This window comes from Rhizobium sp. CRRU65 (genome assembly GCF_048551595.1).
In the GTDB taxonomy this organism is placed as follows: Bacteria; Pseudomonadota; Alphaproteobacteria; order Rhizobiales; family Rhizobiaceae; genus Rhizobium; species Rhizobium leguminosarum_J.
Window position 1 is genome coordinate 441,563 of record NZ_JBLYZH010000004.1, and the last position, 19,214, is coordinate 460,776.

Genomic DNA, 19,214 nt, shown 5'->3' on the forward strand with positions numbered 1-19,214 from the left:
ACCGTGCCGGCCCTTGCCGGCCTGTTGCAGAGGCGAGCCATGTCGGCCGCTAAAACTTAAAGTGGAGGAGATTGAGATGAGAAAGCTTATGATTGCGCTCGCTTCGGCGACTGCTTTGCTGGCCTCGTCGGCCGTGGCCCAGGAAAAGATCAAGATCGGGGCAGCCCCTTACGGCCTCAATGCGGAGTTCATGCAGATCTGGGCGGCGGCGATGCAGGAGCACCCGGCCGTCAAGAGCGGGGAGGTCGAGCTGACTGTTTTCGACGGTCGCTATGACGCGTTGGTTCAGCAGGATCAGTTCAAGACGATGGTCACGCAGAAATACAATGCGATCATCTTTGCACCGATCGACGTCGATGCAGGCGCAGCAGCCGTACAGTCGGCGGTGGATGCCGGCATTCCGGTGATCGGTTCGAACACCCGCGTCAATTCCGACCTGCTGACCTCCTATGTCGGTTCCGACGATACCATCTCGGGCTACATGGAAGCCAAGACCGTCCTCGACAAGCTCGGCTGCAAGGGCAATGTCGTCATCCTCGAAGGCCCGGTCGGTCAGTCCGCACAGATCTCGCGCCTGGAAGGCAATAAGAAGGCGCTCGCCGAATGCCCTGACGTGAAGGTCCTCGAAGACCAGACGGCGAACTGGTCACGTGCCGAAGCGCAGACGCTGATGGAGAACTGGCTGACCGCGCATCCGAAACAGATCAACGGCGTGATCGGCCAGAACGACGAGATGGCGCTCGGCGCCATCGAGGCGATCAAGGCTGCGGGGCTCGACGAGAAGAGCTTTGCGATCGCGGGCATCGACGGCATCACCGACGCTCTTCGCGCCGTCAAGGCCGGCGAGATGACGTCGATCCTGCAGGACGCACGTGCACAGGCTCAGGGCGCTCTCGACCTGGCCATCTTCCACGCCAAGAAGGGCGACTACAAGCCGCAGTCCGATATCTGGGCGACCTACAAGGATATGCCGTGGAACGACGGCAAGGACAAGAACTACAATGTGCCGTGGACGCCGGTGACGGCCGACAATGTCGACAAGCTGCTCGCAACACGTAAATAATCCATTGTGTGGGGCGGGTGCGCCCGCCCCATTTCTCAGACAAGCCGGGAAAAGATCCATGACCGATTCAAAACAGATTGATCTGAATTTTTCGCTGGGCGGCAAGGTCGCCCTGGTAACGGGCGGCGCCTCCGGCATCGGCGATGCCATCGCATCGGCATTTGCCGCCAAGGGCGCGGTCGTCGGCGTGATCGACATCAATGAAACGGTCGCGAAATCCAAGGCCGACGCCCTCGGAAATGGCGCGAAATCCTTCGTCTGCGACGTTTCCAACCCGCAATCGGTGGAAGCCGTCATCGCTGCGGCGCAGGCGGCCTTTGCCCATATCGATATCGTCGTCAACAGCGCCGGTGTCGCCATGCTCGCCCCCGCCGAGGATCTCACCCTGGAGGCCTGGGACAGAACCATAGACATCAATCTCAAGGGAACGTTCCTCGTCTGTCAGGCTGTAGGCCGGGTCATGCTCAAGGCGGGCAGCGGCGGCAGGATCATCAATATCGCCTCGCAGGCCGGCACGGTCGCCATCGATCAGCACGTGGCCTATTGCGCCTCCAAATTCGGCGTCATCGGTCTTTCCAAGACGCTCGCCGCCGAGTGGGGAAAACACGGCATAACCGTCAATACGATTTCGCCGACGGTGGTTCTGACCGATCTCGGAAGAAAGGCCTGGGATAACCTGCGCGGAGAGGAGCTGAAGAAGCGCATCCCGACGGGACGCTTCGCCTATCCCGAGGAGATCGCTGCGGCGGCGGTGTTTCTGGCATCGAGCGGCGCCGAGATGATCAACGGCGCGGATCTTCTGATCGATGGCGGCTATACCATTGTCTGACACGCGGAAAACAGGAGGAACCATGCAGCGGTTTATCAACAATCCGGACGAGGTCGTCGAGGATACGGTCAAGGGCTTCGTCAAGGCGCATACCGATATGGTCAGGCTCGGCAACGGCAATCCGCGCGTCATCGTTGCGCGCCATGCGCCCGTCGCGGGCAAGGTCGGCGTCATCACCGGCGGTGGTTCCGGCCATGAGCCCGCCTTTATCGGCTATACCGGACGCAACATGCTGGATGCCGTCGCGGTGGGTGAGCTGTTTTCGTCGCCGACGGCCAAGAGTTTTCTCGATGCCGCGCGCGAGGCCAATGGCGGCAACGGCGTCGTCTGCCTCTACGGCAATTATGCCGGTGACAACATGAACGTGAAGATGGCGATCAAGCTTGCCGCCAAGGAGGGCATCACGATCGCGACCGTCGTCGCCAATGACGATGTATGTTCGGCCGGACCGGACGAGCGCGAGAAGCGACGTGGCGTCGCCGGCGAGATATTCATGTGGAAATGCGCAGGCGCCAAAGCGGAGCAGGGGGCGAGCCTCGAGGAAGTGCAGGCGACAGCGCAAAGGGCGATCGACAATTGCCGCTCCATCGGCATCGGCCTCGGTCCCTGCACGCTGCCCGCCGTTGGGCATCCCAACTTCCAGATTGCGCCGGGCACGATGGAAGTCGGCATTGGCCATCACGGCGAGCCGGGGGTCCGGGTCGAGCCGTTGAAGCCTGCCGCCGAGGTCGCACGCGAAATGGCCAGGATCGTTCTGGACGATCACGGCCTGGCATCGGGAACCGAAGTGGCCGTCATCGTCTCCGGCCTCGGCGCGACGCCCTTGAACGAGCTTTATATCCTTCACGACACGATCGAAACCGAGATTACCGGGCGCGGACTGAAAATCTACAAGACCTATATCGGTAATTACTTCACCTCGTTGGAAATGGTCGGTGCGACGCTGACCGTCATGGCGCTTGACGACGAGTTGAAGACGCTACTCGACGTCGATGTCCACTGCCCGGCAATGCCTTGATGGGAGACCAAGCGAATGCAGCAATTTGACAACGCTTCCTCAGGCGACATCGTTTTCTCGCTCGCGGATCGGATCATCGAGAATCGCGCTTATCTCAGCGAGATTGACGGCAAGATCGGCGATGGCGATCATGGGGTTAACATGGCCAAGGGATTTGGCATGGCAGCCGAACGGATCAAGGGCGCAGACATGTCGCTCGCCGAAGCTCTCGACACGCTCGGCACGGTGCTGATGACGGAAATCGGCGGGTCCATGGGGCCGCTCTACGGCGTCATGTTCATTCAGTTCGCTGAAACGATCGAAAAGGCTGCGCAGATCGATGCGGGGATGTTCAGCGCAATGCTGCACAATGGTCTTGAAGGTATTCAGGCGATCGGGTCCGCAAAAGTGGGCGACAAGACCCTTCTCGATGCGCTCGTGCCCGCCATAGAGGCGTTCGATCTGGCCAATAGCGACGGAAAGTCGTTTGCGGAATCGCTGAATGTTCTCGTCGCAGCGGCGGAGGCCGGCCGGGACAGCACCCGCGATCTGGTGGCAAGGATCGGCCGGGCAAGCAGGCTCGGCGAACGTTCGCTTGGCGTTCTGGATGCTGGCGCCACTTCCTGCGCGCTGATCCTCCAGTCGCTCGCGCTTGGCGTAGAGGCAAGGCTTCGGCCATCCGCATAAAAACAGCGGGTTTTGGTGAGAGCCCCGTGATCCTCCCGAGTATCACCTTTCCGGCTGCGTTGGCGGCCGGAAATCATTGTGCGGAGAATGTTGAAAACCGGAGCCTTTGCGCTCATCTTCGCGGGCGATTTGAACATCGCAGGGAAACCAGGAAGCATGACCGTCAAGACATCATCAGCGCGGAAGAACGGTAGCGTGCGAAACAGCGCTGACGATGCGTCGGAACCCATCCCGCTGCGGTTTGGCGATGATCCCTATGTCTGGGCCTGCTGGCTCTATTATGAGGACGGCATGACGCAGGGCGACATTGCCGATACCATGGGAATTTCGCGGGCAACGGTGAACAGCTATCTCGCCGATGCGCGCGCCCGCGGAATCGTCAATATCTCCATCGAGCCGGCGCGCCTGAGTTCGCTGACGATTGCTCAGGAGTTGAAACGGCATTTCGGTCTGCAGGACTGTCTCGTCGTTCCGAGCGACGACAATACCCGCCCGCTCATCGACCGTCTCGGGCGCGCAGGCGCTCAAGCGCTGCAGAGGCTTGTGAAATCCGGTGATACGCTGGCCGTCGTCTGGGGCCGCACGGTCATGGCGGTCGGTGAGCAGACCTCGATAAGTGGCCTGCAGGACGTCACCGTGGTCCAGGCAACCGGCGGAACCAGTGCGACATTCGCCTATACACCCGAACTTTGCGCAGCCGCCTTTGCCGATGCCGTGGACGCGCGGCTGATCAATATCGCAGCTCCGGCAATCGTATCCGCTCCCGATGTCCGCAATATCCTGTTGCGCGAGCCATTGATCGAAAGTCAGTTCGAGGCGCTTTCACACGCCAACAAGGTGATTTTCGGTATCGCCTCCATGCGCCCCAATTCGACCATCCATACCAGCGGATTCTTCGAATCGGTATCGTTGCAGCAATATCTGGCAAAGGATGCCGCAGGCATCGTCGCCGGACGTTTCATCGACGGGCAGGGCCGCCCGGTCGCGGGGCCGCTTGACGACCGCACGATCGGAATATCACTCGACATGCTGAAGAAGATCGGTCTGCGTATCGCTGTCGCCGGCGGTTTCGACAAGGTGCCGGCAATCCTCGCAGCCCTTCGCGGCGGCTATGTCAACGTGCTGATCACCGACGCCGCGACGGGTCGCGGCATCCTGCATGCGGACGGTGTGACGGAGGTCGACCAGAAGCTTTTACAGCGCCCGAGGGTCGAAATTGGCACGCCGCCGTCAGCGACCGGTTTTCGCACTCACATCAAGAAATTTCTGAACAACCCCGACGAGGTCGTCGAGGAAATGCTCTATGGCGCAGTGAAGGCGCACGCTGCCTATCTCGCGCCGGTCGACAGTTCTCGCCGTGCGCTCGTTGCCCGGACGGGACCGCGCGCCGGCAAGGTCGGTCTTGTGATCGGCGGCGGCACGGGACACGAGCCTGCGTTCTTCGGCTATGTCGGGAAGGGGCTTGCCGATGCCGTTGCTGTCGGCAATATCTTCTCGTCTCCGCCTCCCGGCCCGATCCTTCAATGCACCAGGGCGGCGTCCGGCGGAGAGGGTGTGCTTTTCGTCTACGGCAACTATGCCGGCGACGTCATGAATTTCGAGATGGCAGCCGAGATGGCGGCGGAGGAAAACATCGCGGTCCGTACGGTCGTGACGACGGACGACATCGCCTCATCGCCGCTGGAAGACAGGGAGGGCCGGCGCGGCGTCGCCGGCAATTTCTTCATCTTCAAGGTCGCCGGAGCGGCCTGCGACCGCGGGCTGTCGCTTGCCGCCTGCGAAACGGCGACGCGCAAGGCCAACGCACGGACATTTACGATGGGCGTTGCATTGGAACCGTGCTCGCTTCCCCAGACCCGTCGCCACAACTTTGAAATTGGCCCCGACGACATCGAGATCGGCATGGGCATCCATGGTGAACCCGGCGTCATTCGCGAAAAGATGATGACCGCCGATGAAATCACCGATCGGGTGATGGATCGCATATTCGCGGAAATGAAGCCGGCATCGGGCGACCGCGTCGCAGTATTGGTCAATTCCTTCGGCGCAACGCCGCTGATGGAGCTCTATATTCTCTTCCGACGTGTCGAGCAGCGGCTGAGTGCGAAAGGCATCGCGATAGAGGCGAATTGGGTGGGACACTATTGCACCTCGCTCGACATGGTCGGTGCATCCATATCGATCTTGCACCTCGATCAGGAATTGACGGAGTTGTTGCATCATCCTTGCGATACCGCGTTCCTGCGGGTCGCGAACTGAAGGTATAAGCGATGCGCCCGGCTGACACGGGCCGCATCCTGCTCGAACTGGGAGGATCATGATGTCGGAAAGCGCGGCGCGCCACCTTAGCAGGATGTTTCATCGCATCTCCGTTGCGATCACGGCGGAGAAGGACCGTCTCTCGGATCTGGACGGGGCTATCGGCGACGCCGATCATGGAATCACCATGGTGCTCGGCTTCACGGCGGTGAACGGGGAACTCGCAAAACTCGACCTCGATCACATGCTTCCATCAGAGGTGTTCACGTCGGCGGCGACAGCCTTTCTGAATGCCGTCGGTGCATCCACGGGACCGCTTTACGCCACGGCATTTCGCAGGGCTGCCCAGGTCCTGAAAGAGGACCAACACCTTTCAACCGCCGATCAGGCGGCGATCGTCGAGGCGATGACGGCCGGCATCAGGGAGCGTGGAAAGGGCCAGCGCGGCGACAAGACGATGCTCGATGCCTGGATCCCCGCGACCGAAGCCGCCGTCACTGCGCGGGCGCGGGCGGCCGGAAGCCTCGAAATGTGGACCAGCATATTGGAGGCGGCCGAAACCGGTGCGAATTCGACCCGTTCCATGGTTGCAACTCGGGGAAGAGCGGCCCGGCTCGGCGAGAGGTCGCTCGGACATATCGATCCAGGCGCGGCCTCGGCAGTCATCATCCTTCGCGCGATGAAGGAAACCTTCGCCGGTGACACTGTGAAAGAGCAGGATCGGTGACAGCATTTGCATGCAGGGTCATCTGCGCGGAGCAAATGCGTCTTACCGCCGGGGGCTCCTCAATTCGTCGTCTTTTCCGCGATGATGCCGCTGTCTTGAAACAGCGCTGCCGACAGATCGGCAATCTCTTCATGAACGGCTGCGCGCTCGATGCCCGGGGGATCGGTAAAGAGTTCTGCCGCAAAGGCAAGGCCGAGCGCCGTGCCCTCTGGCACGAAGACATAATGCCCAAGGCCGCCGCCGAAGATTTTAAGGACGCTGCGCCGCAGCCGCGCATGTAGCCACGACGAACATTCTTCGGCCGGTGCTGCCTTGTCGGCATCACCGACCAGGATAAGGGCGGGCGCATCGACAGCGTTCAGGCTTTCCTCGCTGAAACCGAGAACGGACCGACCCGGCGCGCAGATGAGGGCGGCCCTGATTCTGTCATCTCGGAAGGACTTCGACATCCGGGACCACGAATCGCGAAACACATCGCTGGTGCGCAGCAATGCCGGGATATGATCGGCAAGGTCGGGAAATTCTCTCGGTCCGCGCGCGCCACCCGGCTTCATCCTCGATGGTTCGAACTGCGAGAACTGGGCGATAGCGCCAAGCAGCAGCATCACGCCATAGGCTCCGGCCGAAAATCCGGCTGCGAAGACACTGTTCGTATCGATATGGCCTGAGAGATCGCTGAGCCACGCACCCCGGTGGTCGAGCATGTAGCTGAGATCAGGCGCCCGCTCCCAGAGGCAGGCAAAGCCTTCAGCACGATAGGGCTCGATGCCGGTATTGCCGTGATGGCTGACGCCGAGCGCGGCAAATCCGCGATCGACCAGGCGTCGCGCCAGCCACTCCAGTCCGGCCGCGGATCCGCCGGTGCCATGCGACAACAGGACGAGGGGATAGGGTCCGGCCTCTGGCCGGATGGGTGCATGACGGGCGACGGCGGCCTTCTGGAACCAGCTTCTTTCCGGCACGTCGCTTTGCGCATCATCGGCGGCCGGGTACCAGAGGGACCAGTTGATGGGTCTGGAGCCGGTTGCGTCCCAGTTCGACCTTTTCCCGTCGTAGAGGACGCCGTCGCGAAAGCCCAGTTTCATCTCTTGGATGCCCCTGTGAACAATTCCCAGCCGTTCAATTCGTCGCCTTCTCGACGGTGATGTCGCCGAATTCGTCGATCAGCACGGTCCAGCCATCCGGCTCCGCGGCAGGGTCAGTCTTCAGATAGACCGTGGCGAAGAGCCCCGGTTCCTTGATGATGCCGTTCGAATTCTCGGGGCGTATATCGGTAACGTAAGGCTTCAGGTCGCTGAACTCCTGCAGCTCGATGGTCGAGGCGATCGCCGGGCCGGTCTCGGCCTGGGCAATCTGCTGCAGATAGACCTTCGAAGTCCTGTCCGGCTGGCGGACCGCAAAGAGCTTGTAGTAGCCGTGGCGCTGCGCGGCCTTTCCCTCGGGGTTGGCGACGCTCTCGGCGCCCGTCGGCACCCGCTCGACATCAGGTGCATTGCCGTCGTCTTCCCAGTAGCCGGTGCTGGTCGCGAAAATCACCGATGCCGGCAGGATGGCATCCTGCGCCGGCGCGGCCTCGGCTGTGACGCTCCATCCAGCAAGCAGGAGGCTGGTCATCAATATCCGTCGCATTGCCATCGTCTCAATCCTTGAACTGCTCGGCGAGAATACGATCGGACCAGGAGCGGTCGGGATCAGAAAGGATGCGCGCCGTCACATGCTCCGACTGGGCGATGCGGATATGCAGCACCGACTTGACCTCGGTATTGTCGGCCACCGCATTCACCGGCCGCTTCTCCGGCTCGAGAATGTCGATATCGACGGTCACCTTGTTCGGCAGCAGAGCGCCCCTCCAGCGCCGCGGCCTGAAAGCGCTGACCGGCGTCATGGCGAGCAGCGGCGCCTCGAGCGGCAGGATCGGGCCATGGGCGGAAAGATTATAAGCCGTCGATCCGGCAGGTGTCGCCACCATCAGCCCGTCGCAGATCAGTTCTTCCAGACGCACGCGCCCGTCCACCATGACCCTCAGATTCGCGGCTTGATAGGACTGGCGAAAAAGATAGACTTCGTTGATGGCGAGCGCTGTCGAGTTGGTGCCATCGGCGTTTGCCGTCGTCATCTGCAATGGCCGGAAGACGTTTTCGACGGCGACGCAGATTCGCTCCTGAAGCCGGTCTGTACGATAGTCGTTCATCAGGAAGCCGACCGAGCCGCGATTCATGCCGTAAACCAGCTTGCCGGAGTTCATGGTGTTGTGCAGCGTCTGCAGCATGAAACCGTCGCCACCGAGCGCGACGATGACGTCGGCTTCGTCAGCCGGTACGTCACCATAGAGGCCAATCAACTCCTCACGCGCGGCAAGCGCCTCCGTCGTCGGTGAGGCGAGAAAGGAAAGCGTCTGAAATGAACGGCCCATGCAATGCCCTTTTTGATGCTGCCCTAGCTAAAGGATAAAGGCCTTGCGCGACAAGGACGTTTTCTATCGCCAAGCGTTTTGAGCTGCAGCCGACCAGTCCACGCAGACACGGATTTCCCCTTTACAGAATCATAGAATCTGCTAGTTGGGCAATTATTGCCCTTGTAGCTCAGTTGGTAGAGCACCTGATTTGTAATCAGGGGGTCCCGGGTTCGAACCCTGGCGGGGGCACCAGCCTACGCTCCGTGAGCTTCGGCTCGGCGAGCCGAAGAGAGCAGCTAAGCGGAGGCTGTCGCGTCGTAGTTCCGTCAGGAACGAAGGCGGACTGGTTCCAGAATGCTCTGGTTGGCTGCACCATCTTTCCCCTACGATACCGCCTTCTAAACCGTAGCCTGGGTTCGACGTTGCTTCGATCGATCGCACCAGCAGACTTTTCAGACAGCACGTATCGTTTGATGAACCGCGCGTGAAGGGCTGCTTCACCGCCAATTCAGCCGCGTCCGCTTATCTTCGCCTCATCATCAACGAGGAAACAGCCATGAAGCTCGCACATCTCTTTCTCGCCGCAACCATTTCCGTCGGTGCGGCTTTCGCGTCTGTGGCACCGGCCGCCGCCATGCCGGCCGAGCGGCCGACGGTGTCGACGCAGGGCGATATCGTTCAAATTCGTGATGGCTGGCGAGGTGATCGCGACCGTGATGACCGTGGCTGGCGAGGCGATCGCGGCCGTGACAACCGTGGCTGGCGCGATGGGCGCGATTGGCGCCGATCCGACTGGCGCGATGATCGCCGTCACTCGCGGCGGTGGCGTGCCGAGCGTTGGCAGGAGCGTCGCGACTGGCGCCATCGCGATCGCGGTATGCCGTTCTGGCTCTACCGCAGCTGACAATAATGGCCCGGTTCACCCGGGCCATTATTTTAATGAGTGACGGGTTCGTTGACGCTCGCCTCTATCCTGTCGCCATTGCCGGTCTGTCCAGCGCCGGAGGGCGACATGATCGCGATGCTGAGCACGGAGACAATCATGAAGGCGACGACGGCGATCATTATACGCATAGGCGTTCAATCCTCGTTCGATTCCGGGATTAACGCATGATCGCCGTCCGCGTTCCTGCCAGTATTATTGTACCTGTCCCGGCGTCGCGGGGCCGGGCGCCGTCGGCGACAGGGGATCGGGCTGGTGGATGGGGTGCGATGTGTCCACCCAGATGATGCTGATGATAATCACGACGAAGACCGCGATGAAGAGGATACCGAAAATCAGCGGTCGAATGGCCATGATAGGGATCGTTCCTTCTTGCTTCTGAGCTGGTCGCTACAACCGGACATCGCCCGATCATAGTGCCCCGGGGCGTCATTCCAAGGCAAAAGTGGATTTTTCCGTCATCGGAGCCTGGCTGCGGGTTAGCGGCGGACGAGCGAAAGCGGCTTACCACCTTCCTCCTTCGACTTATCGAAATTGCCGTCGGCGCGCATGTCGAAGCCAAGCGACGAACCGTCACGGCCCATCAGCGTCAGCCCGAAACCCTCGATATGCCAGACTGCGAGCTTCAGTCTGGCGACATTGGCAGCGCAATCTTCGGAAAGTGACAGCAGCGCGTTGCCGTCCGCATCGACATCGCCGTTGAGCGTCACGCCGCAGAGCCTTTCGCCGTCCGGTCTTTGCATCGTCCATGTCCCGGCAAGGCTGCTGACGGTCGGCAGGCGATCGACGCCGTCAGGGGCCGCGATCAGCAACAGCGCCGCACCATCCTCCGTCTTCATCGGCGAACCTTCGTTCTCGACGAAGCGAGCGAGCACCTTGCGCGTCGCATCGATCAGGATGACGCCGCCATTGCCGTCGAAATTCCAGGAATAGGCTTCGGCAAGTGCCGGCAGCGGCTTGATGCAGGAGTCCTGACCGGAGAGCGAATAGCCGCCGATCGCTTCGCCGGTTTCCAGCGTCAGCCGGCATCCGGCTCCTCCGTCTTCCGCGGCAACGAGATATGTCCCGGCCTGCGCTTTGAGAATATCGGGATCGATATCCTGCCCGTATGCGAAACCGCAGACGAGGAGTGCTGCCGCCGAAGCCGCGAGCCTGGGGATGAAACGGATCATGACAATTCCCCTTTGTCGCGACGACAGCGCTGCGCGTCTTTTCAGACGCGCATAGGACTCTGTAGCACTTTGAATGACTGCCTGCGGGCCACCCTATGCCTTCAGGTGGAGCCGCGCCGCATAAAGCGCGATTGCCGCTGCGTTCGAGACGTTGAGCGATTTGATCGCGCCCGGCATGTCGAGACGGGCAAGTGCGTTGACGGTTTCCCGCGTCTTCTGCCGAAGTCCCTTGCCCTCGGAGCCGAGCACCAGCGCCACCTTCTCGCCCGAGAAGGTGCCTTCGAGTGGCGCCGGCCCTTCCGAATCGAGACCGATGGTGGAGAAACCGAGCTTGTGCAATTCACCGAGCGCATCGGCGAGATTGGTCACCTGTATATAAGGTATCAGTTCCAGCGCGCCGGAGGCGGACTTGGCGAGCACGCCCGATTCGGTCGGGCTATGTCTCTGGGTGGTGATGACCGCACCCGCATTGAAGGCGACGGCCGAGCGCATGATCGCGCCGACATTGTGCGGATCGGTCACCTGATCGAGGACGAGCAGGAGAGGGCTTTCCTTCAGCGCTTCGAGCCGGCGGACCGGAAGCGGCCGTGTTTCCAGCATGACGCCCTGATGGATCGCCTCGGGGCCGAGCACCTTGTCGATCTCCTGCGGCGAGACGATCTCGAAGGGCATGCCGAGCGCTTCGACGTCGACTTCGAGGCGCGCCAGTGCGTTCTGCGTTACGAACAGCTTGATCTTCTTGCGCTCGGGATTGTCGAGCGCTGCACGCACCGTATGCAGGCCATAGAGATGCACCTGGTCGGGCGCAAGCGCCGGCGGCTTCCAGTCGTCACCGCCGCGCTTTCGCTTCTGCGGTTGAGGCGTCGGAATCTCCCCGCGTTCGCGCTTGGCGTCACGGTGGGCGCGCCGCAGAGTGGCGTAATGCGTATCCTTGGCGGATGGGTCTGTCGCGGTCTTGCCGCCGGATTTGTTGTCTTTGCTCATGCAGCTTTATAGCCATGGCGCTCGCTGCCGCATAGGCTTTCTTTCATATGCCGGCTTTCGGCGGCGAATGAAGTTTTTCGTGTTTTTTCCGTTGTCATCGTGTTGACAGACTGAAATGCTCCGGTCATATACGCGGCGCAGACGACGGGCGGCAACGCTTCGAAGTCTGACGAACTTGGTCTTGCGATCCGGACGAAAAACTGGAGAGATGCCCGAGTGGTTAAAGGGGACGGACTGTAAATCCGTTGGCTCAGCCTACGTTGGTTCAAATCCAACTCTCTCCACCATTCGTCATCGGATCGGACCACCCGCGCGGGTATAGCTCAATGGTAGAGCAGCAGCCTTCCAAGCTGAATACGCGGGTTCGATTCCCGCTACCCGCTCCAGTTTCCGCTACTCGACTTCATACGACCGCTGCCGCGGTAGTCCCGAGATGTCTCCGGCGCTGGCGGAGAAGCCGACGGTTGTGGCTGTCGGCGGGCAGGGAAGGGCGCTCGACGCCGAACGTCTATGGCGCGTCTCAGGCGGTCGATGCGATTTTCTCTAAGATTTCAGCGATTTTCGAGGGGGCTTTGGCGAATCGCCTTGCAGGCGGCGAATTGTCTCCCATATGCGCTGTCAGGCCAAGAATGGCGTCTGCAATTAAGTCTTGCGCAATGTCGCCGAAAGCCTTAAACGGCGGCACTAAACCGGTTCGCCGGGGCCACCATTTTCGTTCACAGGAAGCATTCAAATGGGAAAGAGTAAGTTTGAGCGCAACAAGCCGCACGTCAACATTGGCACGATTGGCCACGTTGACCACGGTAAGACGTCTCTGACGGCAGCGATCACGAAGTACTTCGGTGAGTACAAGGCGTACGACCAGATCGACGCGGCTCCGGAAGAAAAGGCGCGTGGCATCACGATTTCGACGGCTCACGTTGAATACGAGACGCCGGCCCGCCACTACGCCCACGTCGACTGCCCCGGCCATGCCGACTACGTCAAGAACATGATCACCGGTGCTGCCCAGATGGACGGCGCGATCCTGGTGTGCTCGGCCGCTGATGGCCCGATGCCGCAGACGCGCGAACACATCCTGCTGGCCCGCCAGGTCGGCGTTCCGGCAATCGTGGTGTTCCTGAACAAGGTCGACCAGGTTGACGACGCCGAGCTTCTCGAACTGGTTGAGCTCGAAGTTCGCGAACTGCTGTCGTCCTACGACTTCCCGGGCGACGATATCCCGATCGTCAAGGGTTCGGCACTTGCTGCTCTCGAAGATTCGGACAAGAAGATCGGCGAAGATTCGATCCGCGAGCTGATGGCTGCTGTCGACGCCTACATCCCGACGCCTGAGCGTCCGATCAACCTGCCGTTCCTGCTGCCGATCGAAGACGTGTTCTCGATCTCGGGCCGCGGTACGGTTGTGACCGGCCGCGTCGAGCGTGGCATTGTCAAGGTTGGCGAAGAAGTCGAGATCGTCGGCATCCGCCCGACGACGAAGACGACGGTGACCGGCGTTGAAATGTTCCGCAAGCTGCTCGATCAGGGCCAGGCTGGCGACAACATCGGTGCGCTGATCCGCGGCGTTACCCGTGACGGCGTTGAGCGTGGCCAGATTCTGTGCAAGCCGGGTTCGGTCAAGCCGCACAAGAAGTTCATGGCTGAAGCCTACATCCTGACGAAGGAAGAGGGTGGCCGTCATACGCCGTTCTTCACCAACTACCGTCCGCAGTTCTACTTCCGCACGACCGACGTGACCGGCATCGTAACGCTGCCGGAAGGCACGGAGATGGTCATGCCGGGCGACAACGTCACGGTATCGGTCGAGCTGATCGTTCCGATCGCGATGGAAGAAAAGCTGCGCTTCGCTATCCGCGAAGGCGGCCGCACCGTCGGCGCCGGTATCGTCGCGTCGATCGTCGAGTAACTTTCGAGTTATCCGCAATTATGAAGACCCCGCTGGAAACAGCGGGGTTTTTCACTTTGATGGCTTCCTGTAGGTTTAACAGGTGTTGTAAAAATATCGTTAAGTTGGCCTGTCACAGTATTTTGTTCATCTCACGTTCAGAAACCGGTTTGTGATTGGGTCAATGTAGTCCAGACTCCTCCTTGCAAAGAGGAGAGCCCGGATGATTCCAAAGGCCACATTCGCTGCGACGATATTCGCGATGTATGTTTTCACGATGTTTTTCATCGCTGCAATACCGCAAGAAGTTGTTCAGTCTGCCGTAGTGCAGATTGGCGAGGTAAGTGTCGTCAAGTGACGACCTTTGCCGAACATCGCCGGGTTCTGCGGTGATCGGAAATGATCGGTCAGGTGCTCCCGGATAGGATGCTCCTGGCGACGCGGGGGTGAACCCTTGCAGGACGCTCGCTTGCTCTTCGCGCGGAAGCGTCTATCTATGCCTCCGATTTCATGACGCGGAGGATATTCCATGAAGAGACGTATTCTATTCACCGGCGGTTCGGGCAAGGCAGGTCGCCATGCGGTGCCGTGGCTCGTCAATGCCGGCTACGAGGTTCACAACCTCGATCTCGTGCCGCTCGATAGCCCCGGCGTCACCAATCTCATCGCCGATATCACCGATAGCGGTCAGGTCTTCAACGCGCTTTCGATGCATCGCGATTTTCCCGATCTCGACGCGGGCAGGGGCGTACAGCCCTTCGACGCCGTCGTGCATTTCGCCGCCATCCCGCGCATCCTGATCAAGCCCGACAACGAAACCTTCCGTATCAACACGATGGGCACCTATAATGTCATCGAGGCGGCGGTGAAACTCGGCATCCGGAAGATCATCGTCGCATCGAGCGAGACGACCTACGGCGTCTGCTTCGCCGAAGGCCATCGCGATTTCCACCAGTTCCCGCTAGAGGAGGACTACGACGTCAATCCGATGGATTCCTACGGCCTTTCCAAAGTGGTCAACGAAAAGACGGCGCGCGCCTTTGCCGAACGTTCGGGCTTCGACATCTATGCGTTGCGCATCGGCAACGTCATCGAGCCTGACGAATACGAGAAGTTTCCGACCTTTTTCGCCAATCCCGAGATGCGCAAGCGAATCGCCTGGAGCTATATCGACGCCCGCGACCTCGGGCAGATCTGCCATCTCTGCATCGAGAAGGACGGCCTCGGCTACCAGGTCTTCAACGCCGCCAACGACACCGTCTCGGCCAATACGCCATCGAAAGAGCTTGCGAAGCGATTCTTTCCGAACGTGCCCTTCACCCGCGAGATCGGCGAATATGAGGGCCTGCTCTCCAACCGCAAGATCCGCGAGGTGCTGGGTTTTAAGGAAGAACACGATTGGCGGAAATATGTGAAGGTCTGAATGGACCGCGGTTCCGCGACTGAAAGGCCGATCGCTCGCATATCAGGAGAATGGCCTTGAAAATCGAAAATCGTGCTTGCCAATCCCGTGTCGTCGTCTTAAAGGGAGCGCCATGCTTTTCAGCAGCGATTTGCGGGCCTTGGCCCAGGCGCTGAATGATCGGTATGAAGGGGTATAGCTCAGTTGGTAGAGCGGCGGTCTCCAAAACCGCAGGTCGTAGGTTCGAGCCCTACTGCCCCTGCCATTTTCCTGGATGCGGGACAGCGCGGACATGCTCGCGGCATTTCCGGCCGGGGATTGATTGGTGGCAAGTAATTTCGTTAAACTTCGGTTTCCCTCTTGTGTATTCGGAAATCGGTGTTTATTTAGGGTTCAACAGACACGCGGTGCGTGGGGCTGATAGTTTCAGCTTTACGCGCCGTAATTGCGTGGGCAGTCGATGGCATCCAAATCCAATCCGTTTACGTTTCTGCAGCAGGTTCGCTCCGAGACGTCCAAAGTTACATGGCCGTCGCGCCGCGAGACCATGATCTCGACGGTCATGGTGCTGGTGATGGTGGTTTTCGCCGCGCTGTTTTTCTTTGCCGCTGACCAGCTGATTGGCTGGGCTCTGAGCTTCGTGCTGAATACCGGCAACTGATACGGGTGGAGATGAAAATGGCGGCACGTTGGTACATCGTCCACGCATATTCCAATTTTGAAAAGAAGGTGGCTGAAGATATCGAGAACAAGGCTCGCCAGAAGGGGCTTGAGCACCTGTTCGAGAAGATCCTCGTGCCGACCGAAAAGGTGGTGGAAGTGCGTCGCGGCCGTAAGGTCGATTCCGAGCGCAAGTTTTTCCCGGGCTATGTCATGGTTCGCGCCAATCTGACGGACGAAGCCTATCACCTGATCAAGAATACGCCGAAGGTCACGGGTTTCCTTGGTTCCGACAATAAGCCCGTTCCGATTCCGGACTATGAAGCCGAGCGCATTCTCGGTCAGGTCCAGGAAGGTGTCGAGCGGCCGAAGGCCTCGATTACCTTCGAGATCGGCGAGCAGGTCCGCGTTTCCGACGGCCCGTTCGCTTCGTTCAACGGCACGGTTCAGGATGTGGACGAAGAGCGTTCGCGCCTGAAGGTGGAAGTGTCGATCTTCGGCCGCGCAACGCCGGTCGAGTTGGAATACGCTCAGGTCGAGAAGGTCTGATTGCAGAAACTGGAGGCTGGCCCTTGCGGCCTGTTTCCTGCGGACCTTGTCCGCATCCGCGTGGAAGGTGAGGGGTCTTAGCCGGACCCTAATGATCCGCACCACGCAACCGCAGCCGCCGGAGAGATCCGGCATCACGGGCCGGGCGACCGGCCGTTCATGAAAGGCAGAGAGATATGGCTAAGAAAGTTGCAGGCCAGCTCAAGCTTCAGGTCAAGGCAGGATCGGCAAACCCGTCCCCGCCGATTGGTCCGGCGCTTGGTCAGCGTGGCATTAACATCATGGAATTCTGCAAGGCGTTCAATGCCGCCACGCAGGAAATGGAAAAGGGCATGCCGATTCCGGTCGTCATTACCTATTACCAGGACAAGTCCTTCACCTTCGCGATGAAGCAGCCGCCGGTCAGCTACTGGCTGAAGAAGGAAGCGAAGATCACGTCCGGTTCCAAGACGCCCGGCAAGGGTGCCAAGGCCGGCTCCCTCACCAAGGCTCAGATCAAGTCGATCGCAGAAGCCAAGATGAAGGATCTGAACGCAGCGGATATCGAAGGTGCAATGGCGATGATAGAGGGCTCTGCCCGCGCCATGGGTCTGGAAGTGGTGGGTTAAGATCATGGCTGGTAAGCGCACGCAGAAGATCAACGAAGGTGTTGATCCCACCAAGCTCTACGCTCTGACCCTGGCCATTGGCATGGTCAAGGAACGGGCTGTCGCCAAGTTCGACGAAACCATCGAAGTCTCGATGAACCTCGGCGTCGACCCGCGCCATGCGGACCAGATGGTCCGCGGCGTCGTCAACCTGCCGAACGGCACGGGCCGTACGGTTCGTGTTGCCGTCTTCGCTCGTGGCGCCAAGGCTGACGAAGCCAAGGCCGCCGGTGCTGATATCGTCGGTGCCGAAGAGCTTGTCGAAATCGTCCAGGGCGGCAAGATCGAATTCGATCGCTGCATTGCCACCCCCGATATGATGCCGCTCGTCGGCCGTCTCGGTAAGGTTCTCGGCCCCCGCGGCATGATGCCGAACCCGAAGGTCGGCACCGTCACTATGGATGTCGCCGGAGCCGTCAAGGCTTCCAAGGGCGGCGCTGTCGAGTTCCGCGTCGAGAAGGCTGGCATCGTTCATGCCGGTATCGGCAAGGCCTCGTTCGACGCCAAGGCTCTGGAAGAAAACATCCGCGCCTTTGCTGACGCAGTCATCAAGGCGAAGCCGGCTGGCGCCAAGGGCAACTACGTCAAGCGCGTGGCGATTTCCTCGACCATGGGCCCGGGCGTCAAGATCGAGCCCGGCTCGGTCACCGGTGCTCCGGCTGCGTAAGTTTATGGCCGGGCTTTAAGCCCGGCGACTGAATTTCCGGCCTCGCAAGGGGCCGGAATATTCCGGAGAAATCCGGAATCCTGTCCGAGATTGCAGGTGGTTTTCCCTTAATCACTGTGCCTGCATGAGACGGGTAAGACCCGAATTGCATGAAGTTCGCTTCTAGGAACTCGGTTCGAGCCTTGGATGCCTTGTGCCTCTTTAGCCTTGATTGGCGCGAGAGCGCGGGGGGACAGGATCCTCAAGCGTCGCTTGGGATCTCGCATGATCCCAGGAGGCAAAAGGCAACCGGCGGGCCCATTTTCGGTCCCGCCAACTGGAGATAGGCAGTGGAAAGAGCGGAAAAACGCGAATTCGTCACGGAACTGAACGAAGTCTTCAAGGCTTCGGGATCAGTTGTCGTGGCCCACTATGCTGGTGCCACAGTCGCGCAGATGAACGACTTTCGTTCGAAGATGCGTGCAGCTGGCGGTACCGTCAAAGTCGCGAAGAACCGCCTGGCCAAGATTGCCCTTCAGGGTACGGAAGCGGAAGGGATGACCAATCTCTTCAAGGGTCAGACGCTGATTGCATACAGCACCGATCCGATCACCGCTCCGAAGGTCGTCATGGATTTCGCCAAGACCAATGACAAGATCATTGTTCTGGGTGGCGCCATGGGAACAACCACGCTCAACGCCGAAGCAGTCAAGTCGCTTGCGACCCTGCCTTCGCTCGATGAGCTGCGTGCGAAGCTGCTGGGCATGATCCAGACACCGGCTACCCGCATCGCTGGGGTTGTTGCAGCACCGGCAAGCCAGCTTGCCCGCGTGTTTGCGGCCTACGCCAAGAAGGACGAAGCCGCGTAAGGCGGTTTTTCGCTGTTTATAATCAACCGGTTCGAACCGAACAAAGGAACTAGTAAAATGGCTGATCTCGCAAAGATCGTTGACGACCTCTCCTCGCTGACCGTTCTGGAAGCTGCAGAACTGTCGAAGCTTCTCGAAGAAAAGTGGGGCGTTTCCGCTGCTGCTCCGGTAGCTGTTGCTGCCGCTGCCGGCGGTGCTGCTGCTGCTGTCGTTGAAGAAGAAAAGACCGAATTCGACGTCATCCTCGTCGAAGCTGGTGCCAACAAGATCAACGTCATCAAGGAAGTCCGCGCCATCACTGGTCTCGGCCTCAAGGAAGCCAAGGATCTCGTTGAAGCCGCTCCGAAGGCTGTCAAGGAAGGTGTCAACAAGGCTGAAGCTGCTGACATCAAGAAGAAGCTTGAAGACGCTGGCGCCAAGGCCGACGTCAAGTAATCTTGAACTGCTTTGGGAGGCAGTATCTTTACTGCCTCCCATTTGCCGTTTTTCTGAACGAA

The 19,214-nt window shown here is 60.0% G+C and carries 22 protein-coding genes and 4 tRNA genes; 19 read left to right on the top strand and 7 right to left on the bottom strand.

Translation table 11 applies throughout. The annotated features are described in order from the left end of the window. Positions 1-76: 76 nt before the first annotated feature. The 6 genes from ACM5SV_RS11110 to dhaL (ACM5SV_RS11135) all read left to right on the top strand — a co-directional run bounded on the left by ACM5SV_RS11110 (position 77) and on the right by dhaL (ACM5SV_RS11135) (position 6,562). Positions 77-1,063, top strand: coding sequence for a substrate-binding domain-containing protein (locus ACM5SV_RS11110; protein WP_012756999.1), 987 nt, complete (start codon positions 77-79; stop codon positions 1,061-1,063). A gap of 58 nt (positions 1,064-1,121) precedes the next feature. Beyond that, positions 1,122-1,892: an SDR family oxidoreductase gene (locus tag ACM5SV_RS11115; protein WP_113545953.1), complete on the top strand. Its 771-nt coding sequence runs from the start codon at positions 1,122-1,124 to the stop codon at positions 1,890-1,892. Positions 1,893-1,914: 22 nt separating this feature from the next. Further along, a complete protein-coding gene (locus tag ACM5SV_RS11120) occupies positions 1,915-2,910 on the top strand; it encodes a dihydroxyacetone kinase subunit DhaK (RefSeq protein WP_128407357.1) in 996 nt (331 codons plus the stop codon). A gap of 15 nt (positions 2,911-2,925) precedes the next feature. After that, the gene (gene dhaL, locus ACM5SV_RS11125; protein ID WP_012757002.1) at positions 2,926-3,576 is read left to right on the top strand and encodes a dihydroxyacetone kinase subunit DhaL; all 651 of its coding nucleotides are present in this window, start codon (positions 2,926-2,928) and stop codon (positions 3,574-3,576) included. Positions 3,577-3,732: 156 nt separating this feature from the next. Then, the gene (locus ACM5SV_RS11130) at positions 3,733-5,835 is read left to right on the top strand and encodes a bifunctional sugar-binding transcriptional regulator/dihydroxyacetone kinase subunit DhaK (protein WP_012757003.1); all 2,103 of its coding nucleotides are present in this window, start codon (positions 3,733-3,735) and stop codon (positions 5,833-5,835) included. Between the two features lie 61 nt (positions 5,836-5,896). Next, complete coding sequence (gene dhaL / locus ACM5SV_RS11135) at positions 5,897-6,562, top strand: dihydroxyacetone kinase subunit DhaL (RefSeq protein WP_012757004.1); 666 nt, start codon at positions 5,897-5,899, stop codon at positions 6,560-6,562. Positions 6,563-6,621: 59 nt separating this feature from the next. Here the strand turns inward: dhaL (ACM5SV_RS11135) and ACM5SV_RS11140 are convergent, their stop codons facing one another. From ACM5SV_RS11140 to ACM5SV_RS11150, 3 genes are read right to left on the bottom strand one after another with little or no spacing between them, the layout of a single operon-like run. Then, positions 6,622-7,647: an alpha/beta hydrolase family protein gene (locus tag ACM5SV_RS11140; RefSeq protein ID WP_222014272.1), complete on the bottom strand. Its 1,026-nt coding sequence runs from the start codon at positions 7,645-7,647 to the stop codon at positions 6,622-6,624. A 34-nt stretch (positions 7,648-7,681) separates the two neighbouring features. Beyond that, complete coding sequence (locus ACM5SV_RS11145; protein WP_222014271.1) at positions 7,682-8,197, bottom strand: hypothetical protein; 516 nt, start codon at positions 8,195-8,197, stop codon at positions 7,682-7,684. A gap of 4 nt (positions 8,198-8,201) precedes the next feature. Further along, entirely contained in the window at positions 8,202-8,975 is a 774-nt protein-coding gene (locus ACM5SV_RS11150) for an NAD kinase (RefSeq protein ID WP_017993642.1), read from the bottom strand. A gap of 158 nt (positions 8,976-9,133) precedes the next feature. On the opposite strand from ACM5SV_RS11150, the gene ACM5SV_RS11155 reads away from it, so the two are divergent. Both ACM5SV_RS11155 and ACM5SV_RS11160 read left to right on the top strand, forming a co-directional pair. Then, positions 9,134-9,209: transfer RNA gene (locus ACM5SV_RS11155), tRNA-Thr, on the top strand. 232 nt (positions 9,210-9,441) lie between these two features. Next, complete coding sequence (locus tag ACM5SV_RS11160) at positions 9,442-9,861, top strand: hypothetical protein (protein ID WP_206641110.1); 420 nt, start codon at positions 9,442-9,444, stop codon at positions 9,859-9,861. Between the two features lie 32 nt (positions 9,862-9,893). Here the strand turns inward: ACM5SV_RS11160 and ACM5SV_RS11165 are convergent, their stop codons facing one another. From ACM5SV_RS11165 to rlmB, 4 genes are all read right to left on the bottom strand, one after another. Continuing rightward, complete coding sequence (locus tag ACM5SV_RS11165) at positions 9,894-10,031, bottom strand: hypothetical protein (protein ID WP_003558511.1); 138 nt, start codon at positions 10,029-10,031, stop codon at positions 9,894-9,896. 64 nt (positions 10,032-10,095) lie between these two features. After that, a complete protein-coding gene (locus ACM5SV_RS11170) occupies positions 10,096-10,254 on the bottom strand; it encodes a hypothetical protein (RefSeq protein ID WP_003558513.1) in 159 nt (52 codons plus the stop codon). Positions 10,255-10,379: 125 nt separating this feature from the next. Further along, on the bottom strand, positions 10,380-11,072 hold the full coding sequence (locus ACM5SV_RS11175) for an AprI/Inh family metalloprotease inhibitor (RefSeq protein ID WP_128407375.1): 693 nt from the start codon (positions 11,070-11,072) through the stop codon (positions 10,380-10,382). Between the two features lie 93 nt (positions 11,073-11,165). Continuing rightward, positions 11,166-12,056 carry a 23S rRNA (guanosine(2251)-2'-O)-methyltransferase RlmB gene (gene rlmB, locus ACM5SV_RS11180; RefSeq protein ID WP_017993646.1) on the bottom strand — a complete coding sequence of 297 codons (891 nt, stop codon included), beginning with the start codon at positions 12,054-12,056 and terminating at the stop codon, positions 11,166-11,168. Between the two features lie 202 nt (positions 12,057-12,258). Here rlmB and ACM5SV_RS11185 point away from each other — a divergent pair. The 11 genes from ACM5SV_RS11185 (at position 12,259) to rplL (ending at position 19,152) form a co-directional block, all read left to right on the top strand. After that, positions 12,259-12,343, top strand: a tRNA-Tyr gene (locus tag ACM5SV_RS11185). Between the two features lie 25 nt (positions 12,344-12,368). Continuing rightward, positions 12,369-12,442 (top strand) — tRNA-Gly (locus ACM5SV_RS11190). A gap of 347 nt (positions 12,443-12,789) precedes the next feature. Further along, positions 12,790-13,965, top strand: coding sequence for an elongation factor Tu (gene tuf, locus ACM5SV_RS11195; RefSeq protein ID WP_012757012.1), 1,176 nt, complete (start codon positions 12,790-12,792; stop codon positions 13,963-13,965). 508 nt (positions 13,966-14,473) lie between these two features. Continuing rightward, positions 14,474-15,367 (top strand): NAD-dependent epimerase/dehydratase family protein, encoded by an 894-nt coding sequence (locus tag ACM5SV_RS11200; RefSeq protein ID WP_012757013.1) that lies wholly within the window; start codon positions 14,474-14,476, stop codon positions 15,365-15,367. Between the two features lie 168 nt (positions 15,368-15,535). Further along, a tRNA-Trp gene (locus tag ACM5SV_RS11205) sits at positions 15,536-15,611 on the top strand. A gap of 195 nt (positions 15,612-15,806) precedes the next feature. Then, a complete protein-coding gene (gene secE, locus ACM5SV_RS11210; RefSeq protein ID WP_003558522.1) occupies positions 15,807-16,007 on the top strand; it encodes a preprotein translocase subunit SecE in 201 nt (66 codons plus the stop codon). Positions 16,008-16,024: 17 nt separating this feature from the next. Beyond that, on the top strand, positions 16,025-16,555 hold the full coding sequence (gene nusG / locus ACM5SV_RS11215) for a transcription termination/antitermination protein NusG (RefSeq protein ID WP_003547516.1): 531 nt from the start codon (positions 16,025-16,027) through the stop codon (positions 16,553-16,555). Positions 16,556-16,731: 176 nt separating this feature from the next. Next, positions 16,732-17,163 carry a 50S ribosomal protein L11 gene (gene rplK / locus ACM5SV_RS11220; protein WP_003547518.1) on the top strand — a complete coding sequence of 144 codons (432 nt, stop codon included), beginning with the start codon at positions 16,732-16,734 and terminating at the stop codon, positions 17,161-17,163. Between the two features lie 4 nt (positions 17,164-17,167). Next, on the top strand, positions 17,168-17,869 hold the full coding sequence (gene rplA, locus ACM5SV_RS11225) for a 50S ribosomal protein L1 (RefSeq protein ID WP_012757015.1): 702 nt from the start codon (positions 17,168-17,170) through the stop codon (positions 17,867-17,869). A 329-nt stretch (positions 17,870-18,198) separates the two neighbouring features. Continuing rightward, positions 18,199-18,717, top strand: coding sequence for a 50S ribosomal protein L10 (gene rplJ / locus ACM5SV_RS11230; protein ID WP_012757016.1), 519 nt, complete (start codon positions 18,199-18,201; stop codon positions 18,715-18,717). 57 nt (positions 18,718-18,774) lie between these two features. After that, positions 18,775-19,152 carry a 50S ribosomal protein L7/L12 gene (rplL, locus tag ACM5SV_RS11235; RefSeq protein ID WP_003547523.1) on the top strand — a complete coding sequence of 126 codons (378 nt, stop codon included), beginning with the start codon at positions 18,775-18,777 and terminating at the stop codon, positions 19,150-19,152. Positions 19,153-19,214: the final 62 nt, after the last annotated feature.